The sequence below is a fragment of the Cyanobium sp. ULC082 genome, from assembly GCF_977927535.1.
Window position 1 is genome coordinate 601,380 of sequence record NZ_OZ376398.1, and the last position, 20,873, is coordinate 622,252.

At 60.7% G+C, this 20,873-nt stretch carries 21 protein-coding genes; 9 read left to right on the plus strand and 12 right to left on the minus strand.

The features are described 5' to 3' along the window. Nucleotides 1-164: 164 nt before the first annotated feature. Both ACXMDY_RS12395 and ACXMDY_RS12400 read left to right on the plus strand, forming a co-directional pair. Nucleotides 165-1,199: an IS5 family transposase gene (locus tag ACXMDY_RS12395; RefSeq protein WP_457767360.1), complete on the plus strand. Its 1,035-nt coding sequence runs from the start codon at nt 165-167 to the stop codon at nt 1,197-1,199. 186 nt (nt 1,200-1,385) lie between these two features. Beyond that, a complete protein-coding gene (locus ACXMDY_RS12400) occupies nt 1,386-2,606 on the plus strand; it encodes a hypothetical protein (RefSeq protein ID WP_457767635.1) in 1,221 nt (406 codons plus the stop codon). 885 nt (nt 2,607-3,491) lie between these two features. On the opposite strand, the gene ACXMDY_RS12405 is transcribed toward ACXMDY_RS12400, so the two are convergent. Both ACXMDY_RS12405 and ACXMDY_RS12410 read right to left on the minus strand, forming a co-directional pair. Beyond that, nucleotides 3,492-4,526 (minus strand): IS5 family transposase, encoded by a 1,035-nt coding sequence (locus ACXMDY_RS12405; protein WP_457767360.1) that lies wholly within the window; start codon nt 4,524-4,526, stop codon nt 3,492-3,494. A gap of 106 nt (nt 4,527-4,632) precedes the next feature. Next, complete coding sequence (locus ACXMDY_RS12410; RefSeq protein WP_457767636.1) at nt 4,633-5,295, minus strand: hypothetical protein; 663 nt, start codon at nt 5,293-5,295, stop codon at nt 4,633-4,635. Between the two features lie 348 nt (nt 5,296-5,643). Here ACXMDY_RS12410 and ACXMDY_RS12415 point away from each other — a divergent pair, with 348 nt between their 5' ends. The 5 genes from ACXMDY_RS12415 (at nt 5,644) to ACXMDY_RS12435 (ending at nt 8,021) form a co-directional block, all read left to right on the plus strand. After that, nucleotides 5,644-5,871 (plus strand): addiction module protein, encoded by a 228-nt coding sequence (locus ACXMDY_RS12415; RefSeq protein WP_259702705.1) that lies wholly within the window; start codon nt 5,644-5,646, stop codon nt 5,869-5,871. After that, complete coding sequence (locus ACXMDY_RS12420; protein ID WP_399236118.1) at nt 5,868-6,170, plus strand: type II toxin-antitoxin system RelE/ParE family toxin; 303 nt, start codon at nt 5,868-5,870, stop codon at nt 6,168-6,170. The genes ACXMDY_RS12415 and ACXMDY_RS12420 overlap by 4 nt, the downstream gene beginning before the upstream one ends. Nucleotides 6,171-6,315: 145 nt before the next feature. Next, nucleotides 6,316-6,570, plus strand: a complete 255-nt coding sequence (locus ACXMDY_RS12425) for a type II toxin-antitoxin system HicA family toxin (protein ID WP_259702704.1) — start codon at nt 6,316-6,318, stop codon at nt 6,568-6,570. Next, nucleotides 6,567-6,902: a type II toxin-antitoxin system HicB family antitoxin gene (locus ACXMDY_RS12430; RefSeq protein ID WP_259702703.1), complete on the plus strand. Its 336-nt coding sequence runs from the start codon at nt 6,567-6,569 to the stop codon at nt 6,900-6,902. The genes ACXMDY_RS12425 and ACXMDY_RS12430 overlap by 4 nt, the downstream gene beginning before the upstream one ends. 645 nt (nt 6,903-7,547) lie before the next feature. Then, entirely contained in the window at nt 7,548-8,021 is a 474-nt protein-coding gene (locus ACXMDY_RS12435) for a VOC family protein (protein WP_259702702.1), read from the plus strand. Between the two features lie 32 nt (nt 8,022-8,053). Here the strand turns inward: ACXMDY_RS12435 and ACXMDY_RS12440 are convergent, their stop codons facing one another. Continuing rightward, the gene (locus tag ACXMDY_RS12440; protein WP_259702701.1) at nt 8,054-8,500 is read right to left on the minus strand and encodes a hypothetical protein; all 447 of its coding nucleotides are present in this window, start codon (nt 8,498-8,500) and stop codon (nt 8,054-8,056) included. A gap of 109 nt (nt 8,501-8,609) precedes the next feature. Continuing rightward, on the minus strand, nt 8,610-11,267 hold the full coding sequence (gene acnB / locus ACXMDY_RS12445) for a bifunctional aconitate hydratase 2/2-methylisocitrate dehydratase (protein WP_259702700.1): 2,658 nt from the start codon (nt 11,265-11,267) through the stop codon (nt 8,610-8,612). Between the two features lie 104 nt (nt 11,268-11,371). On the opposite strand from acnB, the gene ACXMDY_RS12450 reads away from it, so the two are divergent. Beyond that, nucleotides 11,372-12,445, plus strand: a complete 1,074-nt coding sequence (locus ACXMDY_RS12450; protein ID WP_259702699.1) for a 3-deoxy-7-phosphoheptulonate synthase — start codon at nt 11,372-11,374, stop codon at nt 12,443-12,445. Nucleotides 12,446-12,573: 128 nt separating this feature from the next. Beyond that, nucleotides 12,574-12,915: a hypothetical protein gene (locus ACXMDY_RS12455; protein WP_259702698.1), complete on the plus strand. Its 342-nt coding sequence runs from the start codon at nt 12,574-12,576 to the stop codon at nt 12,913-12,915. Here the strand turns inward: ACXMDY_RS12455 and ACXMDY_RS12460 are convergent. The 8 genes from ACXMDY_RS12460 to arsS form a co-directional block, all read right to left on the minus strand. Then, entirely contained in the window at nt 12,906-13,607 is a 702-nt protein-coding gene (locus ACXMDY_RS12460; RefSeq protein WP_457767637.1) for a diacylglycerol/polyprenol kinase family protein, read from the minus strand. The two genes, ACXMDY_RS12455 and ACXMDY_RS12460, sit on opposite strands and share 10 nt — an antisense overlap. Before the next feature lie 6 nt (nt 13,608-13,613). After that, nucleotides 13,614-14,591 carry an RpoD/SigA family RNA polymerase sigma factor gene (locus tag ACXMDY_RS12465; RefSeq protein ID WP_259702696.1) on the minus strand — a complete coding sequence of 326 codons (978 nt, stop codon included), beginning with the start codon at nt 14,589-14,591 and terminating at the stop codon, nt 13,614-13,616. A gap of 159 nt (nt 14,592-14,750) precedes the next feature. Further along, complete coding sequence (ppk1, locus tag ACXMDY_RS12470) at nt 14,751-16,886, minus strand: polyphosphate kinase 1 (RefSeq protein ID WP_259702695.1); 2,136 nt, start codon at nt 16,884-16,886, stop codon at nt 14,751-14,753. Nucleotides 16,887-16,928: 42 nt separating this feature from the next. Next, nucleotides 16,929-18,188, minus strand: a complete 1,260-nt coding sequence (locus ACXMDY_RS12475; RefSeq protein ID WP_259702694.1) for an MFS transporter — start codon at nt 18,186-18,188, stop codon at nt 16,929-16,931. Nucleotides 18,189-18,232: 44 nt separating this feature from the next. Continuing rightward, nucleotides 18,233-18,508, minus strand: coding sequence for an aromatic acid exporter family protein (locus tag ACXMDY_RS12480; protein WP_259702693.1), 276 nt, complete (start codon nt 18,506-18,508; stop codon nt 18,233-18,235). Nucleotides 18,509-18,535: 27 nt separating this feature from the next. Continuing rightward, a complete protein-coding gene (locus ACXMDY_RS12485; RefSeq protein WP_259702692.1) occupies nt 18,536-19,111 on the minus strand; it encodes a cysteine hydrolase family protein in 576 nt (191 codons plus the stop codon). A 29-nt stretch (nt 19,112-19,140) separates the two neighbouring features. After that, a complete protein-coding gene (locus tag ACXMDY_RS12490) occupies nt 19,141-19,887 on the minus strand; it encodes a TVP38/TMEM64 family protein (RefSeq protein WP_259702691.1) in 747 nt (248 codons plus the stop codon). Then, nucleotides 19,884-20,870 carry an arsenosugar biosynthesis radical SAM (seleno)protein ArsS gene (gene arsS / locus ACXMDY_RS12495; protein ID WP_259702690.1) on the minus strand — a complete coding sequence of 329 codons (987 nt, stop codon included), beginning with the start codon at nt 20,868-20,870 and terminating at the stop codon, nt 19,884-19,886. The genes ACXMDY_RS12490 and arsS overlap by 4 nt, the downstream gene beginning before the upstream one ends. Nucleotides 20,871-20,873 lie beyond the last annotated feature (3 nt).

Here is a 20,873-nt window from a genome sequence, read left to right on the forward strand (position 1 = left end):
AACTTTCCTGGCAGAGGGGGCGAAAGCCTTGAGATGCATAAGCATCCACTGAGCCCATGAGAAAGCTAATTTAAGCTAGCCTTAAGGGCACCTCGAAAAATCTACGTCGCTCCCTGACAGACTTTGAAATAAGCAATAGAATTGGTTCAGTTCAATACAGCTGAATGGGACAGCGTGGATTCTGGGATGAGGAGAAGCGCATCCACAGGCTTCAGCAGAAGAAGCCTACGTTAGCGACCCTATCCGAGACGATTCCTTGGGAAGCCTTCAGGCCCCTGCTGGAGCAGGGTTACAGCCATGAACGGAAGAGCAATGCTGGCAGGAAACGGATTGATCCGCTCATCCTCTTCAAGATGCTGGTGCTTCAGCAGCTGTTCAACCTCAGCGATGAAGAGCTGGAATTCCAGGTCAATGACAGACGCTCATTCGAGGAATTTGTCGGACTGGGAGTGATGAACACCATTCCTGATGCCACCACGATTGCCTTCTTCCGCGAGCGTCTCCGCAAGGCGGGCGTTATCGATGAGCTCTTTGACCGGTTCGAGGAGCACCTGCGGTCCGAGGGACTGGAGGCCCGTGGAGGGCAGATCATCGATGCGACACTGGTCCCTGTTCCCAAACAGCGAAACTCAAGGGAGGAGAACAAGACCATTAAGGATGGAGCCATCCCAGAGAAGTGGCTGAACAAGCCAAACCGACTGCGCCAAAAGGACACTGACGCCCGCTGGGTCAAGAAGAATGGCATCAGCCATTACGGATACAAGAACAGCATATGCATTGATGCCACTCACGGCTTCATTCGAAGATTTTCCATTACCCCAGCCAACATTCACGACAGCCAGATGCTTACACAGGTGCTAGACCCTGAGAACAGGGATGACTTCGTCTGGGCTGATTCTGGCTACGCCGGCGTGCGGTATGAGGATCTGCTGGATATGGCTGGTTTTGAGAGCAGAATTCATGAAAAGGGCTCACGCTGCCATCCATTGAGCGAAGAAGCCCAGGAGCGCAACAAGGCACGATCTAGTGTGCGGGCAAGGGTTGAGCACGTCTTTGGTGCAATCACAACTTGGATGCGCGGCAAGCTGACGAGGCGGATTGGATTGGCCAGAACGAGAGCTTGGTGGGGACTGCGTAATCTGACTTACAACTTTCTTCGATACCTGCATAGCAACTCAAAGGCAACGCCGGCCTCCTGATCATTCGACAGGGAGATAAACGACTCGACTTAAAGTAATTGATGCCAGTCGTCAGGAGCATCTGCACGTGCAGAGGATTTCCTTGCAGCGTCTCAATATTGCCTCAAAAGTGGCAATAGTTCGAGGTTCCCTTAAGAGACTCATAGAAAGATGTCGGCTCGAACTGATTGGCGGGATTCAAAGGGGATGAGCGCACAAGAGCTTGTCAGAGAAACTTGCGCATTACTGTCATCCTCGGGAGGCAATGGCATCACATACCTAGACCACAATCTTTTTAAGGTCTACCTAGATATTCTCTGTGGGCTCTTTAGGTTCAATGATGAGATCCCCACGGAGACCAGACAGGCTGCGATGTCAAAGTGCATTCTGGGGATTGCGAGATCTGGACCCAAAAGCGATATCCATTTGGCACGGCTACTACGACAAGAAGAACAAGTTTATCTTCAAACGACCAAGACTTCATTCGTCCTGCTCTCGTCTGTCTCACTGAAGTATAATCAGCAGATCAAACGAGTCTCAGCTCCAACAGCCACGCTTACATTCTATCCAGCTCGGCCAAGTTCATTTCCTCTTCCCGATGGTGGTAGTGTTCGTGTTAAGGATGCGACACCAAGTGGCTACTCGTATGTCAAGGCTCACGTTCAAGCAAGAGATCATTGGGGCGCAGCCGAGGCAGCATTGCATTCTCTTGATTTGCTGAGAAGCCTCTGGAATCTCTATTACAATAGACGAATTAGTATTAGGGAGACTTGGATATCTGACGGAGGATGGACGCCAGTAAATGCAGTTCCCCCTGGCCCCATTCATACACTGCACACACATGCTGGGAAGCTAGCTCTTGATGGTGTTTGGTGGACTTCTTATATGCCCAAGGAGACCAAGCCGAAACCTATTGGCAGCGAGTACGTGAATCTTAAAAAGTTTGAGAGGTTTGTACGAAATCAGATACGAAACTCACATTATGGCCATAAGCTTGAAAAGTTTCTGGTTAGATATGTCAGAGCTTTGGACTCATACGATGCAACGACTACATTGATAAATCTATGGAGTACTCTTGAAGAGATTGCGGGAGTAAAGAGCGTGGGTGATTCGAGTAAACTGATCAAAAGGGCAACCTTCCTCGACTATAAGCCTAAGCAGGGCAGGCTTTTGCTTGAGTTTATTCGAGATCACAGAAATATGATTGCCCACGCCGGGGCAACGCCTGACGAGATCGAGCGTCTTATCTATATCCTAAAATTCTATGTTGAAGGGCTGCTCTGGTACGTTATTCGCAATGCACAGAAGCACATTTGCCATGAAGATCTCCTTGGAGTGCTCGATCTTTCTGTTGACCCAGATGAAATTCGTGCGGACATGCAAAGGCTAAAAGATGGTTTGCAGCTTCGGCTTCAAGCGTCCACCTAACATCCCCATTCACCAGAGCCGCCGCCGAATAGTTCGTATCTTGATCTCAGCTTCACTGCGGCCAGGTGATGGTGAGCGTTAGAAAGACTACGTACTAAACCATGGAGCAGATATCCATAAGATGCGTGAAGATAATGCTGATTTCGAAAGGCTGGATTAAGATGCCTTTGGAAGCACTTAGGCAATGACCAATGATTACTGATTTACGCTCGCAAGGCATCCTAGCCATTCCCACAGCTCTATTTTCAGCATTGCTAGTCAGCACGTCTACTCTTCCATCAAAAGCAGCAGCGCTTTATTTCTATAAAACCGCTGTCAAGACCACCTCTGAGAAGACTTGCTATAGATTTGCAAATGATGCAGCAAGAAGTCTAGGTTTTTCGAATATATAGGTCTAACAATTTAGAAGTTGCTGGCGTGAAAGACGGAGCTTATGTTTCTATTACTTGTGTTGGCAGGGGGGGTGGCCTTCAGGCAGTTGCAGTCGTAATGAGTGTTGCTGATACCTTTGAGGTGGCTAAGTCTGCTGGTAACCTAGCTGGTGAGAAGATCAAGGGAATTAGTTGTTTTGATTCACCTTGCTAGAGGGTGAACTCACAGCTAGTTTTGTGTTGAGCGTATGCTGGACAAGGAATAATGAATTATTTGCTTTCTAACACCAAGATCCAGCGGGCGTGCCCAATAAAGTTCGATGAATGCATTGGGCTCCTGCCCGCCACTGATCTCAAGCGTTATGCGCAGGAAAGTCTATTGAGGGAACCTCGAAATATTGCCACTTTTGAGGCAATATTGAGACGCTGCAAGGAAATCCTCTGCACGTGCAGATGCTCCTGACGACTGGCATCAATTTCTTTAAGTCGAGTCGTTTATCTCCCTGTCGAATGATCAGGAGGCCGGCGTTGCCTTTGAGTTGCTATGCAGGTATCGAAGAAAGTTGTAAGTCAGATTACGCAGTCCCCACCAAGCTCTCGTTCTGGCCAATCCAATCCGCCTCGTCAGCTTGCCGCGCATCCAAGTTGTGATTGCACCAAAGACGTGCTCAACCCTTGCCCGCACACTAGATCGTGCCTTGTTGCGCTCCTGGGCTTCTTCGCTCAATGGATGGCAGCGTGAGCCCTTTTCATGAATTCTGCTCTCAAAACCAGCCATATCCAGCAGATCCTCATACCGCACGCCGGCGTAGCCAGAATCAGCCCAGACGAAGTCATCCCTGTTCTCAGGGTCTAGCACCTGTGTAAGCATCTGGCTGTCGTGAATGTTGGCTGGGGTAATGGAAAATCTTCGAATGAAGCCGTGAGTGGCATCAATGCATATGCTGTTCTTGTATCCGTAATGGCTGATGCCATTCTTCTTGACCCAGCGGGCGTCAGTGTCCTTTTGGCGCAGTCGGTTTGGCTTGTTCAGCCACTTCTCTGGGATGGCTCCATCCTTAATGGTCTTGTTCTCCTCCCTTGAGTTTCGCTGTTTGGGAACAGGGACCAGTGTCGCATCGATGATCTGCCCTCCACGGGCCTCCAGTCCCTCGGACCGCAGGTGCTCCTCGAACCGGTCAAAGAGCTCATCGATAACGCCCGCCTTGCGGAGACGCTCGCGGAAGAAGGCAATCGTGGTGGCATCAGGAATGGTGTTCATCACTCCCAGTCCGACAAATTCCTCGAATGAGCGTCTGTCATTGACCTGGAATTCCAGCTCTTCATCGCTGAGGTTGAACAGCTGCTGAAGCACCAGCATCTTGAAGAGGATGAGCGGATCAATCCGTTTCCTGCCAGCATTGCTCTTCCGTTCATGGCTGTAACCCTGCTCCAGCAGGGGCCTGAAGGCTTCCCAAGGAATCGTCTCGGATAGGGTCGCTAACGTAGGCTTCTTCTGCTGAAGCCTGTGGATGCGCTTCTCCTCATCCCAGAATCCACGCTGTCCCATTCAGCTGTATTGAACTGAACCAATTCTATTGCTTATTTCAAAGTCTGTCAGGGAGCGACGTAGATTTTTCGAGGTGCCCTTGAGCAATAATCATGGCACAATTCTGTTAATGACCTTTTACAGTTGAAATAATTGCCTCCAGATTTTCCTTGACATCCACGATTAGTGTATTAGGATTCCTAGACACCTTGTCAATCTCTCCCACAACTTCACTAGGGAGAGACTTGCTTATTGGATCACTGCCGGTAATTTGGCGTAGCATTGGTTCAACGAAATATGCGTATGGGTTTTGCTGCAAACCAGGCTCTGTAGGGTTTTCCTGAAGGACGCTGACTTGCAGGTGCGGCTGAAAAACTGCAAGTCTCTCTAATAGTTCATCTAGCCTGTTAATTGCCATCTGCCTTCCTAGCGCCTTGACGTCATCTTGGGACTGGCAGAAAGAGTTAAGGGTTTCCCCAAGAACTGCTCCAGGAATTCGGCTCCCAACTAGCCTATCGATGAGCAGGATAATGTTCTTGATCTCTTCGGAGCTGCCTTTCCTCAGATCTGGCATGAAATCACGAATTACTTCAAGCGCCTTAATCCGAGTTGCCGTTTCCTGGTTTGCAACATCTTCCTGCCTCAGTTGATTCTGTCGCTGATTATACTGTTGTGTAAGGATGATGCCGATTCCTCCAATAAACACCCCAGTCACAAGGCCAGAGACTGCACTTAGGATGTCCCAAATGTCCTTGGGCTTCGAGAGTTGCTTCTCTACTCTACGTTCCAAGGATTTAATTCGATCAACCAGCTCAGTTGTACTCACCGAATGGGCGTCCGGCGCCGCATCCGCAAGAACTGGATGCGAGGCAAGGCAAGTACTAACAGTTCCTGTGAGTAACATCGCTGCGATACTATGCTTGGATATACGCATTGCATGCAATCAAGTTGAAGGCAGTTTAACTGCATATGTCAACTATGATGCGCGCATAACACACCCCTTGAGTGGTCAGGCCACCTATTTCTCTCTGCTACGCCACCCCAGACTCCTTGCCTGCCACTCAGGGGCAGCGTTAGCGGTACCCAACACCGGATGAAACAGAGTAGATTTACTGATCAGACATCTTGGTTGAGTGCCATGTCAGCCTTGCTTAAGAACATTGAGGAGCAGGCACGCGCCCTAAGCGCAGAGGATCGGGCAAGGCTTGCTGAGAGCATGCTTGAGTCACTCCACACCTCAATCACTGAAATTGAGGCAGCCTGGGCCGATGAGGTTGAAGAGCGTGTCAGTGCATTTGACCGTGGCGAGATTCCTTCTTACTCGGCCGAAGAAGTATTTGCTGAAGCTTATCAAAGCCTGCAGTGAGGCGCGCACTCTTTGTTGCTCCTGCTAGGCGCGAGCTTCTTGCAGAAGTTGCCTACTACAACAACAAAGAGTTGGGGCTTGGTAGTCGGTTCCTTTCTGCCGTTGAAGATGCCACTGCTCGCGCCCTCGCCTACCCTCTCACAGGGACACTAGCATCGGAAAATACTCGGCGAATGTTCCTCAAGGACTTTCCTTTTTCGCTTGTGTATCGACCGGATGACAATGGAATAGTTGTCTTTGCACTTCCTCATCATGCACGCCGCCCAGAGTACTGGCGGGAACGCATAGATGACCGCTAACAATGCCATTCACCTGAGCCGCCTCCGGGATCTCTCTGGTTCCTGCCTGAGCTCACGGCGGCTAGGTGATGGCAAGCATTATCCGTATCCAGCAAGCCGATGACCGGAAGTTGCATCTAGTACCGAATTGCAGTACCATGCATGGATGAAGCGGAAGCACCAGCGCACCCTTGAGCTGATCTTCTCCCGTCCTGTAAACGCCAGCTTGCCGTGGAGGGACATTGAAGCCCTGTTTCAGGAGCTTGGTGGGGATGTCAGTGAGAGGTTGGGCAGCCGAGTTTCGGTCGTTCTGTTTGGCGAAGTCAGGGTCTTTCACAGACCCCACCCATCGCCTGATACAGACAAGGGTGCTGTTGCTTCAATCCGCAAATGGCTTGAAGAACACGGAGTGTCACCATGATGAATCTCATGAAAGTGGATGGCTACCACGCCAAGATTGAGTACGACGAGGAAACAGATCAATTCCGAGGGGAAATTCTTGGGCTTTCTGGAGGAGCGGACTTCTATGGCACGAGTCCAGATGAGCTTCGCCGTGAGTTCAAAAAGTCATTGGACGTCTTTCTAGATGTTTGTAAAGAGCAAGGAATCGAGCCCCGTAGAAGCTTTTCAGGAAAGTTCAATCTTCGGATTCCGCCAGAACTTCACGAGAAATTGGCAATAACTGCGGAGGTGCAGGGAAAGAGTCTCAACACGCTCGCTCAGGAGACACTCCAGAGAAGTGTCACGGCATAGAGGAACGGATAACAAGCCCCTCGAGTGGACAGGACACCACCGAATTCCGGCTAGCGCTCTAAAGTCCTTGCCTGGCACTCAAGGGCAGCGTTGGACCGTCCAGAAAGCAGGGCCCCTGAACCAGACCGCGGCTATGCAGTTTCAGTGGCTGGGGAGGTGGCTTGAATGTCCAGACAGTTTGATGTAGTCGTCGAAATGGATTCAGAAGGGTTCTTCGTGGCGACCGCCCCTGCTCTATCCGGTTGCCATATGCAAGCTCGAACGCTGGATCAATTGATGGAGCGAATCACGGAAACCATCGAGCTTTGCCTTGAGGTTGCAGGCACTGAACCTGAGTCACCTCACTTTGCAGGCGGAAAGCGAGTTACCGTAGAAGTGATAAGAGATCTTCTGCGGTTTCAGGAAAAACCCTCATCGCAGTCTTGAAGGGAATTGATTCCGATGAAATCAGGCCAAGAGGGAGCCACCGTTTCCTGATGCACCTGGACGGAACAATGACAATTGGTCCCGTTCATCCGAACCATTCTTCAGGGCTTGGTCTCTCGGTAAGCATCCCTTTCCTGCTCCACCTTGCCGGCTGGTTCAGGTTGCATGCTTGCGTTGCTGATCATGCTCCAGTAGAACCATCATCAACAAGGAAGCAAGATGGTCAAACACCTTGATCACGTCACGATTGTTGTTCGGGATGTGGAGGCCGCCAGCCGATTCTTCAATCTGCTTGGCTTTGAGCACGAGAAGACGGTCGTGATAACGGGCGAAATCTTCTCGAACTACATGGGGGTGGCGGGAATTGAGGCTGAGCATGTGACGCTGGTGCTCGCCGGCGCAGTTCCACGCATGGAGGTGCAGTTGCTGGGCTACCGGCAGCCGCAGCCTGCCTTGGACCCGAGCATCAGCGACTTGAGCAAGCTCGGCTACAACCACATCTGTTTTGCTGTCGACGACCTGGACGGCGAGTTGCAGCGGTTGCGAGCGGCCGGAATCAGGACCCGCAACGAGATCCTCAACTTCCACGGCCGCAAGCTTGTCTTCCTTTGCGGGCCGGAAGGGATCACAGTGGAACTCTCGGAGCGCTGCGACATGTCCGATGGCGCTCCGATCACTCCCCCCAACGAATGAGGGCAGGGCCGCTGGCGGCCCTGTGGCTGGGTTTACTTGCCGATCAGGGCTGAGAGGGGGGCCATCAGCCCGCCGATCGCTGCGCTGGCGCCGGCTGCATCCGGCGTGCCGCCACCGAAGGTGCTGATCAAGGTGTTGGCTGCCGTCTCGATGGCGGGGTACTTATCACCGGCCAGGGGTTTGATCACAGGGCCGGCCTTTTCCCAGAGCCCCTTGAAGCCGCCCATGGTGGCGGCAGCGGCGGCCAGATTGCCGTTGCTCACTTCGCCCTGCCCTTTTTTGAGCAGATCAAGCACCGGGTTGACGGCAGGTGCCAGGGCTGTCTGGGTCGCGCCATCAACAGCGGTGCTGGCCGCATCCCCCATGCCTGAAGCCGCTTCCTTCATGCCTTGCTTGGCGCTGTTGCAGCCGGTCAGGCTGAGCGTTGCGGCTGCCATCACGGCCACACCGGTGCCGAGCAGCTGGGGGAATCGGGGCATCAGTTGGAGCAGCGAACTGTCAGGTTGACCTTATCGATGGCAGCGGAATCAGCCCGCCAGATCCACGATTTGTAACTTCAGACACAGTTTCCAGCCAGGAAGCAGCGGCTCACACCCCCGCCAGCACCTTCTCCTCCTCCTCCACACTCACCACGCGGCCGGCGTCGCTGAAGCCGTCGATCTGGTCGAAGTTGAGGTAGCGGTAGAGCTGATCGGAGAGGGGATCGATCTTGGCCGCCGCAATCTCCAGGTACTCGGCCGGGCTGGGAATGCGGCCCAGCAGGGCGCACACCGCCGCCAGTTCGGCGCTGCCCAGATACACCTGGGCGCCGTTGCCGAGGCGGTTGTTGAAGTTGCGGGTGCTGGTGGAGAACACGGTGGTGTTGTCTTCCACCCGGGCCTGGTTGCCCATGCACAGCGAGCAGCCGGGCAGCTCCATGCGGGCGCCGGCGGTCTCGAACTTGGCGGTGTAGCCCTCGGCGCGCAGCACCTCGTCGTCCATGCGGGTGGGGGGGCAGACCCACAGCCGCGCGGCGCTGGTGCCGGCCCCGTCGAGCACGGTGGCCGCGGCACGGTAGTGGCCGATGTTGGTCATGCAGGAGCCGATGAACACCTCATCGATCCGGTCGCCCGCCACCTCACTCAGCAACTTGACGTTGTCGGGGTCGTTGGGGCAGGCCAGCACCGGTTCGGTGAGTTCATCGAGGTTGATCTCGATCACTTCGGCATACTCCGCGTCGGCATCGGCGCTCAGCAGCTGCGGATCCGCCAGCCAGGCCTCCATCGCCTGCAGGCGGCGGGCCATGGTGCGGGCATCGCTGTACCCCCTGGCGATCATGTTCTTGAGCAGCGCCACATTGCTGCGCAGGTATTCCGCCACCGTCGCTTCCGAGAGCTTGATCGTGCAGCCGGCGCAGGACCGTTCAGCAGAGGCGTCCGTGAGCTCAAACGCCTGTTCCAGCTTGAGATCGGGCAGGCCTTCGATTTCGAGAATGCGGCCGGAGAACACGTTGATCTTCCCCGCCTTCGCCACGGTGAGCAGACCCTTCTGGATCGCCACCCACGGGATCACGTTCACCACATCGCGCAGGGTCACGCCCGGCTGCAACGACCCCGTGAAGCGCACCAGCACCGACTCGGGCATGTCGAGCGGCATGGCGCCGATGGCGGCGGCGAAGGCCACCAGGCCCGAGCCGGCCGGGAAGGAGATGCCCAGCGGGAAGCGGGTGTGGCTGTCACCGCCGGTGCCCACCGTGTCAGGAAGGAGCATGCGGTTGAGCCAGCTGTGGATGATGCCGTCGCCGGGGCGCAGCGCCACGCCGCCGCGCGACGCCATGAAATCGGGTAGCTCGGCGTGGGTTTTCAGATCCACCGGCTTCGGGTAGGCGGCGGTGTGACAGAAGCTCTGCAGCACCAGATCGGCGGAGAAGCCCAGGCAGGCCAGTTCCTTCATCTCGTCGCGGGTCATCGGCCCGGTGGTGTCCTGAGAGCCCACGGTGGTCATCAGTGGTTCGCAGCTGGTGCCCGGCCGCACCCCCGCCAGGCCGCAGGCCTGGCCCACCATCTTCTGGGCCAGGGTGAAGCCCTTGCCGGTGTCGGTGGGGGCCACGGGGCGGATGAACAGATCGGAGGCGGGCAGACCCAGACGGGCGCGCACCTTGTCCGTCAGGGAACGGCCGATCAGCAGCGGGATGCGACCACCGGCGCGCACCTCATCGGTGATCGTGCTGGGCTTGAGCTCGAAGCGGGCCACGATCTCGCCGGCGCCGGCTTCCCCCGCCGCGCGCTCGATCGTGCCGGCGTAGGGGCGGATCGTGATCACATCGCCGGTGGCCAGCGCCGCCACATCGCACTCGATCGGCAGGGCGCCGGAATCCTCGGCCGTGTTGAAAAAGATCGGTGCGATCTTGCCGCCCAGGATCACCCCGCCGGAGCGCTTGTTGGGCACATGGGGAATGTCGGTGCCGGTATGCCACAGCACCGAGTTGATCGCTGATTTGCGCGAGCTGCCGGTGCCCACCACATCGCCCACATAGGCCACCGGATGGCCCTTGGCCTTGAGGGCGGTGATCTGCTCGAGGCCGCCGGGCTGGCGGGTTTCGAGCATCGCCATGGCATGCAGGGGGATGTCCGGGCGGGTGGTGGCGTGGGTGGCCGGTGAGAGGTCGTCGGTGTTGGTTTCCCCCTCCACCTTGAACACCGTGACCGTGATCGCTTCGGCCAGCTCCGGCTTGGCGGTGAACCATTCAGCCTCGGCCCAGCTCTCGACCACCTGCTTGGCCCACGGATTGGTCTGGGCCAGCTCCAGCACATCGTTGAAGGCGTCGTAGACCAGCAGGGTGCGGCTCAGCCCCGTGGCGGCCTCAGCCGCAATGGCGGCATCGGCGTGGCTCAGCAGCGTGATCAGCGCCCCCACGTTGTAACCGCCGATCATCGTGGCCAGCAGCCGGGTGGCCGCGATCGGCTCGAGCAGCGGACTGGTGGCCAGCCCCTGGGCCACGGCACTCAGCCAGCCGGCCTTCACATAGGCCGCCTCATCCACCCCCGGCGGAATGCGTTCGCTCAGCAGATCCAGCAGGAACGCCTCCTCGCCGGCGGGCGGCCGCTCCAGCAGCTCGGTGAGAGCCTGGGCCTGGGGCGCCGAGAGCGGCAGCGGCGGCACGCCGAGGGCCTCCCGTTCCGCAGCGGCCTGGCGGTAGGTGGCCAGCAGGTTGGAATCGGAGAACGGGGCGGCCACCATGCCTGAATCAATCGAGCGTTTTTCCATTCTCCCGCCCGCCGCCGACCCCGTGGTCACGACTGTTGCCAAAGCGAGGGTGTTCTGACTGTTTAGGGTGATGAATTCGTTTTCGGTTCTCGACCGCGACCGGCATGAACCCCACCTCCGATCTCCATGTGGTGGAGACCCGGCCGCTCGTCGCCCCTGCTGTTCTGCACCGCGAACTGCCCCTCTCCGCAGCCGCCGCGGCCACCGTTGTTTCCACGCGGGATCGAATCAAGGCGATCCTGCATGGCCGGGATTCACGCCTGCTGGTCATCGTCGGCCCCTGCTCGGTCCACGACCTCAAAGCGGCGCGGGAATACGGCGACGCCCTTGTGGAGCTCCAGCAGAAGCATCGGGGTCAGCTGGAGGTGGTGATGCGGGTCTACTTCGAGAAACCCCGCACCACTGTGGGCTGGAAGGGCCTGATCAACGATCCCCATCTCAACGGCAGCTACGACATCAACACCGGGTTGCGGCTGGCCCGCAGCCTGCTGCTCCATCTCAACGAACTGGGCCTGCCCGCCGCCACTGAGCTGCTCGACCCTGTGGTTCCCCAGTACATCGCTGATCTGATCAGCTGGACGGCGATCGGGGCCCGCACCACCGAAAGCCAGACCCACCGCGAGATGGCGTCCGGTCTTTCGATGCCGATCGGCTTCAAGAACAGCACCGATGGCAGTGCCCTCACGGCGATCAATGCCATGGAGGCAGCGGCACGGCCCCACCATTTTCTCGGCATCAGTCAGCTCGGCCATGCCGCGATCGTGTCCACCACCGGCAACCCGGATGGACACCTGGTGCTGCGAGGCGGCAAGGGCGGCACCAATTACCACCCCGAAGCGGTGGCGGCGGCGGCCGCCTCCCTGGCCCGGGCCGCTCTGCCAGCTCGGCTGATGGTGGATTGCAGCCATGGCAACTCCAACAAGGACTACCGTCGCCAGGCCGACGTGGCGGCCCAGGTGGGCGCCCAGCTCGGCGAAGGCTCCCGTCATGTCATGGGGGTGATGATCGAGAGCCATCTGGTGGCCGGCAACCAGGCGATTTCCGCCGATCTGTCCCAGCTGACCTACGGCCAGAGCATCACCGATGCCTGCATCGACCTGGCCACGACCCGGGAGGTGCTCGATCGGCTGGCAGAGGCCGTGGCCGGGGTTCAGGCCACGGCCATGGCGCCGGTCTGAACTCTGCTCTGGCACTCCATTCCTTCGAGTGCCAGATTCATTATCAGGCCCGGAACTGTTCTGGCTGAACATCAGCCCGGGCGGGAGTGTCTACGTTGCCGGAGTCACTGCACCTGGGTGATTCTGACATGGCCTATCTCCTTCAATTCTGCGGTCTTTCTGAGCCGCTCCAGATGTTCTATCTGCAGCAAAGTACGGAATCCGCTCAGGAGCCTGGTCCTCTTTTTGCCGGGTTCCGGCCCTTTCAGCTCGATGATCTGCTGGGCTGGGCCTATGCCGCCTCGCGGCAGCGGGGCTGGGATCCGGAGGGGATCCAGCGCACGGTGCTGAACGTGTGGATGGAGCGGGCCGAGGTGATTCGCCAGTGGCAGATCCGGCTGCGGCAGGAGCCCAGTTCCCGCCTGCTGGTGGCGGGCCTCGGCACCCACGACGACTGGCAGCAGCGCTGCGAACGGATGCTTCAGGCCTGAGTGGAGAGCAGCCTCCAGAGCAGTCCGGTCACGATCGGCACGGTGAGATTATCCAGCCCGAAGACGGCCAGCTGCTCCAGCGCCGTGGCCACCAGGGCAACCCCAACCAGGCCACCGGGCGCCAGCCCAGCCGCCTCGCCGGTGGCTGCCTGCAGACTGACCAGAACAATCCAGCCCACCAGCCCCATCGTGGCGGTGCCCAGCAGGGATTTCCGCTGGCCCCAGATCTGCCAGCTCGGCGAAGGGATCGCCGCTCCGAGCACCCCGGCCAGTCCATCCCCCAGGGCCATCACCAGCACGCCTGCCGCCACGGCGTCAGGGTGCCGGGGCCAGAACAGAATCAGGAGCACGGTGATGGCGGCGCCATAGGCGATCGTGCCGTAGCTGGCGCGGCCGACATCCTCGATGGCCGGCAGCAGCCGGATCCGATGGTTGAGCGCCGCAATCGCGGTGATCAGGGCCGCCGCTCCCACGGCGAGCGGGCGATCGATGCCGACGATCCAGGCGATCACAACGACGGGACCGGTGCCGATGTGGACGAGCTTGCGACTCCATTCCCGCTGCCCGGGCCAGCGCCGCCGCAGCCAGAAGGCTGCCAGCAGCAGCAAGCCGAGCCAGAGAGCCACGGCTGCAACCCCAGCCGCCTGCTGGCTGGCTCCGCTGAGGCCACTCCATCCGCTCAACGTTGCCAAGCCGGCTCAGGCGGCCTGCTGGTAGCTGCTCATCAGCCGCAGTTTCATGATCGCTTTGGCCTCCAGTTGCCGCACCCGCTCACGGGAGACGTTGATCGTGCGGCCGATCTCGGCGAGGGTGAGCGGCTCGGTGCCCTCCAGGCCGAAACGCAGCTTGAGAATCTTCTGCTCGCGTTCATTGAGCTGGGACAGCCAGGAGCCGAGGTGCTCCTTCTGGATGCTGCGGTCCATCGAATCCATCGATTCGTTGCTGGCCGGATCCGGAATCAATTCCCCCAGGGTGCTGCGGTCTTCTTCACCGCGGGCATGGGCATCGAGAGAGGCGCAGGGGGCGCTCTGGGTGATCAGATCCTCGAGATCCTTGGGCTCGATGCCCATTGCATGGGCCAGTTCAAGCCGGTTGGGCTGGCGCCCGAAACGATGGGAGAGCTCACGGGTGATGCGCCGCATCTTCGAGAGCTTTTCACTGACGTGAATCGGCAGGCGGATGGTGCGGGCGCTGTTGTCGATCGCCCGGGTCATGCCCTGGCGGATCCACCAATAGGCGTAGGTGGAGAACTTGTAGCCCATGGCCGGATCGAACTTGTCGACGGCGCGCTCCAGACCGATCGCCCCTTCCTGGACGAGATCCAGCAGTTCAAGACCCTGGTTCTGATACTTCTTGGCCACACTCACCACCAGCCGGAGATTGGCGGCCATCATTCGATCGCGGGCTCTGGTGCCCATCCGGATCTGATGCCGTTGGCGTGGGGTGAGCGAATCGGCCGGCAGGGCGTGAAGAATCTTCATCCCCTGCACGTGGTGGGCGAGCTCGATTTCCTCGGCGGGAGTGAGCAAAGGAACACGTCCGATCGTGCTCAGATACCACCCGATCGAGTCTGCGCTCAGACGGCCGCTGGTTCGTTGCTGACCCACTCTGGGGGACGGCTTTGAACCATCCCCCTGAACTGCAGACGCAGCCGTGGATCGCGGAGGTGTCCCCATCACCTCGGCCTCCCATAAGTTATTGGCGGAACTTAGCAGAACCAGTGGCCGTTCGACGTTGCGAAATCCAGAAAATTTCGAAAATGCTCCACACTTCCGCTGAAATCCAAAGATTTCATCTGGCCGCACTGTTCCCAGCTTGTATCCGAGAAGACAAACTTATGGCCCCGTCAGTAAGCCGGTTCGCCACTTCTTGATCAGATCGAGCTGGGCGCAGTGCAGCTCGCCTTCCGGCTGACGCTGGATGAAAGTGCCGTCACTCTGCATGTCCCAGGCGGCGCAGTTGTCGTTGACATAGGCGTCCAGGAGCCTCTCCAGCTGGGCTCTGAGCTTCGGATCATCCACCGGTGCCACCGCCTCCACACGCCGATCCAGATTGCGCGGCATCCAGTCGGCGCTGCCGAAGAACATCTCCGGCTCGCCGTTGTTGCCGAACCAGAACAGCCGCGAGTGCTCCAGGAAGCGACCGATGATGCTCTGGACACGAATGTTCTCGCTGACTCCGGCCAGGCCGGGCCGCAGGCAGCACATGCCGCGAATCACCAGGTCAATCGTGACCCCCGCCTGGGATGCCTCATAGAGCAGGGCGATGATCGCCGGATCCACCAGGGCATTCATCTTGGCCCGGATCGCTCCAACGCCACCAGCGCGGGCGTGGCTGATCTCGCGTTCAATCAGGGCCTCCATCCCTTTGCGCAGGGTCACCGGTGCCACCAGCAACCGGCGGAAGCTCTGCTGCTTCGAGAAGCCGGTGAGGTAGTTGAACAGTTCCACCAGATCCTGGCCCAGCTCCGGCCGGGCCGAGAGCAGGCCGATGTCGGTGTAGAGGCTGGAGGTTTTGGAGTTGTAGTTGCCGGTGCCGATGTGCACGTAGCTGCGCAGCTTCTCCTTTTCCTTGCGCACCACCAGCATGATCTTGGTGTGGGTTTTCAGGCCCAGCACCCCATACACCACATGCACGCCGGAATGCTCGAGCTGGCGGGCCCACTGGATGTTGTTGTCCTCGTCGAAACGGGCCTTCAGCTCCACCAGGGCCATCACCTGCTTGCCGTGCTCGGCGGCCCGGATCAGGGCCGAGATGATCGGCGAATTCTTGGAGGTCCGGTACAGGGTCATCTTGATGGCCAGCACCGAGGCGTCGTCGGCGGCCTGGTTGATGAACTCCTCGACGGAGGTGGCGAACAGCTCGTAGGGGTGGTGAAGCAGCACATCGGTGCGGCGAAGCACCGAAAAAATGCTCTGGAATTCATCGGGTTTGATCGAGCCGTCTTCCAGCTGGCTTTTCTGGGCACGCACCAGGGCGGTTGGCGTACGCCCCTGGTGGGGTTTGTCCTTGAGCTCCGGCAGGGGGAGCGCCATCAGGCTCATCAGGTCATCGAGGCCGAGCGGGCCATTGATCCGATAGAGATCACCGGGGTCCACATCGGTGCCTTCGAGCAGTTGCTCCACCACCAGATCGGGCATTTCATTGGCCACCTCCAGGCGCACCACCTCACCGCCACGACGCCGTTTGCGCAGCCCCTCCTGCAGGGCCTCCATCAGGTCGTCGGCTTCCAGGTCGCGCAGTTCCAGGTCGGCATCACGGGTGACGCGGAAGAAGTAATGCCCCTCGATCGTCATGCCGGGGAAGAGCAGCTGCAGGTTGAAGGCCACCACCTGCTCCAGGGGAACGGCGGTGAACACCGGCGTGGGCTCGCGGCTGCTCAGTTCGGCGGGGATCTCCACGAAGCGGGGCAGGATCTTCTGGGGAACCTTCACCCGGGCGAATTGCTGCTGCCCGGTTTCCGGGTCGAGAATGATCGCCGCCACGTTCAGGCTGAGGTTGCTCATGAACGGGAAGGGGTGGGCCGGATCCACCGCCAGGGGAGTGAGCACAGGGAAAATGGCGGTCTGGAAGTAGTGATCCGTCCATTCCTTCTGCTTCTTGTTGAGCCGCTCGTAATCAGCCAGGTGGACGCCCTGCCCGGCCAGTTGCTGCTTGAGGTGCTGGCGGTAGTGAACCTGCTGTTGTTCCAGCAGTGGCCGGAGTTTCTCCTGAATGGCCAGCAACTGTTGCTGGGGGGTGAGATTGTCGTCGCTGAGCACGGTGACGCCCGCATCCACCTGGGACTTGAGCGAGGCCACCCTCACCATGAAGAACTCATCGAGGTTGTTGCTGAAGATCGCGCTGAACTTCGCCTGCTCCAGCAGCGGCGTGCGGGGATTGAGTGCCTGGGCCAGCACCCTGCTGTTGAAGGCGATCCAGCTCTGTTCCCGGTTGATGTAAAGCTCGGGGGCCACCACTGGATCGCTCATTGCCCTGACACCGCGCAGTTCTGGCCGTCCGCAAGGTAGCAATCAAGGCTGGATCGTTTCGGTATGGGGCTTGCTTGCCTCCTTGCCACCCTGTGTGGGAAAACCTCCGGCCACCAGCACCGCCACCCCGAGCAGCAGGGTGATGCCGAGCCAGAAGGGACTCTTCTGCCCCGCCAGGTCGTAGGCGAGGCCGGCCAGGGGTGGGCCGATGAAGCTGCCGAGGCTCTGCAGGCCCTGCAGGCTGCCGAGGGCGGCACCCTGGCCGCTGCTGTCGAGCCGCCGGGACACGAGGCTGCGCAGGCAGGGGGTGACCAGGCCAGTGCCTGCCGCCAGGATCGCCACAGCGCTGAACACCACCGGCTGGGCATTGGCGGCGTTGGCGGCCGGCACCAGCAGGCAGCCGGTGATCACCAGGCCGAGGCCGGCGAGGGTGAGGCGCCATTCACCGAAGCGTTGCACCAAGGGGCCGATCAGGCCTCCCTGCACCACGGTGGCGACAACGCCCACCACCAGGAAGGCGGCGGCAGAGAGGCCCGGTCCCCAGCCGAACGCCTGCTTGAAATAGAGCACCAGCACGGCGGTGAAGCCGTTGAAAGCCAGGAAGAAGAGGAAGAAGGCCAGGCTGAGGCGCCGCACCTGGGGGTTGGTGAACACCTTCCGCAGCTGGCTGAGCGGGCTGAGATCACGCTTGCGGGGCAGTTGCCGGCGCGCCGCTGTCGGCAGGGTTTCAGGCAGCACCGTGAGCACCAGCACCAGGTTCACGGCCGCCACGGCCACCGCCAGCAGCAACGGCAGGGTGATGCTCACGCCGGCCAGCAGGCCGCCCAGGGCCGGCCCGAGGATGAAGCCGAGCCCGAAGGCCACGCCGATCAGCCCGAAGGCCTTGGCCCGCTGCTCCGGGGGGCTGATGTCGGCCAGCACGGCGCCGGCTGTGGCGGCGGTGCCGCCGCTGACGCCATCGATCAGCCGGGCGGCGAACAGCAGCGGTAGCGGCCATGCGCTGCCGGCCGGCCAGGGCACGGCCAGGGTGAGGGCAAAACCGCCCAGGCCCAGCACCGAGCCGGCCACGCAGGCACTGATCACCGGCTTGCGCCCGAAGCGATCGCTCAGCGCGCCGATCAGGGGGGTGAACAGGAACTGGGCCAGGGCGTAACTGCCGGCCAGCAGGCCGAGGGTGCGGCCATCACTGGTGAAGCTGGCCAGCAGGAACGGCAGCAACGGAAACACGATGCTCTCGCCCAGCCGGTCGTTGAGCAGGGTGAGAAAGGCGCAGAACCGCGTGGAAGGGCGCGTCCAGCCCATGGCATCAACGCGCGGCAATGTCCATACCTTCCCATGGGAGGCCGCTACCGCTCTCGCAGGCCGCTGATCCACGCGGGCGTCCGGCCCGCCAGTTCCACGAGGACCAAAGCGACTGTTCCGCCCAGCACCACCAGCACGAAGCGATCGAGGCCTTTGCGCCGCGACGCTGTGACCTCCCCGGTGGCCACGCTGGCCGATGACCAGATCCACCACTGCCCGAAGGGAAGCTGCCAGACGCTCACCGCCAGGGCAGAGAGCGTCACCGCCAGGGCGCGGAGCAGCGCCTGACGCCCCAGTTGACGCCGCTGCTCCGGCGGCACGGGCCAGCTCCGCTCAGGCAGGGGTGCTCAGCACAGGGCGGCGAGATCGCCGAGCCCCACCAGGCGGGCCAGGCGGGCCAGGGAGTTGATCGCCTGGACGTGCTCTGTGCTGGTGGAGGCGGCACAGGCCTCCTCCACCAGCACCACCCGGTAATCCCGGTCATGGCCTTCCCGCGCCGCCGCCTGCAGGGCCCAGCAGGTGCTGACGCCGCCAAGCACCAGCTGCTCGATGCCGCCGGCCCGCAGCACCGGCTCCAGGGCCGTGCCGTGGAACGGACTCAATCGCGGCTTGACCAGCACCAGATCGGCCGCCTCCACCGCCAGATCCGGATGGAACTCCGTTCCCCACTGACCGAGCTGGAGGGCGCCCAGCTCCCGGGCGCGGCCGAAGATCGGGGCGTGGCTGGGAAGCTCGGGGTAACCACGAGCGAAACCCACCTTCACCAGGATCGTCGGCCAGGCGCGGCTCCGGGCCAGCTCAAGCGCCCGGTTGGCTGCAGCCAGCACCTGCCGCCGCTGCACTTCGGCAGCGCAGGTGGGGATCGCCCCGTCCTGATGGGTGATGTCGTTGATCAGATCGATCAGCACCAGCGCTGTGCGCATCGGCCGGCCTCAACCGCGCTCGTGGCCCATCATTGCCCTGCCCGCCAGAGCTTCCAGCGCTCCAGGGCCAGCCGCGCGATCCAGGGGAAGACGCCCAGCAGCGCCAGCGACAGCAGCAGCGGCGGCGTGAGGATGCCTTCGAGGCTGCGCAGCTGCCCCAGCTGCGTGCCGGCGTTCACGTAAACGAGGGTGCCGGGCAACATGCCGATCTGGCTGGTGACGTAAAAGGAGAGCGTGCGGATCGGGGTCAGCCCCATCACCACATTCACAAGGAAGAACGGAAACACAGGCACCAGCCGCAGGCTGAGCAGGTAGAGCACCCCGTCGCGGCGCAGGCCCGCCTCGATCGGGGCCAGCCTGGCGCCGAAGCGGTTCAGCATCGGCTCGCGCAGCAGGGTGCGGGCCAGCAGGAAGGCGATGGTGGCGCCGGCGCTGGAGGCAAATGAAACCAGCAGGGTGCCGAGCCCCAGCCCGAACACCGCGCCTCCGGCCAGGGTCATCACCGCCGCGCCGGGCAGGGAGAGCCCGGCAACCAGCACATAGGCCAGGCCGTAGAGGGCCGCGGCACGGACAGGCGTCTGCTGGCGCCAGGCCAGCAGGCTGGTGTGGGCGTCGCGCAGGGCGTCGAAGCTGAGCTGCCGGGGCAGATCCAGGAGGAAGAACAGCGCCACCAGTGCGGCCACCGCCAGCAGCAGCAGCCAGCGTCTGGAGGCTGGGCTGGAGTCAGGGCTGGAGGCTGGGCTGGACGGCACGTCTTCCTCGGGGTCTGGCGTCATGCGGCCAGCGCCCCGCCGCAGCTGGAGCCGCTGCCGGCGGTGCAACCAAAGCAGTGGTCGGCCACCTGGATCGGATCGCCGCTGGGGTCGCGCCCCAGCAGATCCCGCAGGTGGGGACGGTTACCGGGTCCCGCTGCCACCAGCCCCAGCTGCTGGTTGAAATCGCAGTCGTAGAGAAAGCCCTGCCAGTCGACGCTGATCAGCTGGCGGCACATCACCTGCTCCAGGTTGGCGTCGCGGTGGCTGCGGCGCAGCAGCTCCTGGTAGCTCTCCAGCTCCCCCTGGGCGCTCAGCACCGCCGCGAAGCGCTGCACCGGCATGTTGGCCAGGGCATAGAGCCGGTTGAACACCACGCCGTGATCGGCCGCCAGCACCCGGTGGTAGTCGGCCTCCAGCGGCCCCTGCGCCGGTGGCAGCGCCGCCCCCTGGGGGTTGTACACCAGGTTCAGCTCCAGACCCGAGCCCAGCTGGCCGTAGCCGAGCGCGTTGAGCTGGCGCAGGCCGTCGATGCTGCGTTGGAACACCCCGGAGCCCCGCTGACGCTCCACGTTGTCCTGCAGGTAGCAGGGCAGCGAGGCCACCACCGTGACCCCCTGGCCGGCCAGAAAGGCGGCCAGATCCTCCTGGCCCGGCTCCTGCAGGATCGTGAGATTGCAGCGATCGATCACCTCCACCCCCAGGGCTCGGACCCGTCGCACCAGTTGCCGGAACCCGGGGTGAAGCTCCGGCGCGCCGCCGGTGAGATCGAGGCAGCGCAGCTTCCTGGCGGCCAGCACCGCCGGGATCAGGGCCAGGACGTCTGCCGCCATGCTTTCGGTGCGGGTGGGCCCTGCGTTCACGTGGCAGTGCACACAGGCCTGATTGCAGCGGTAGGTGAGGTTCACCTGCAGGGTTTCCAGGCGGCTTCGCCGCAGCGGCGGGAAGATGTTGCCGGGTTCCAGGCGGTCGCGTCCAGGGGTGGTGCGCTGGGGGGCGATGGTCACGGG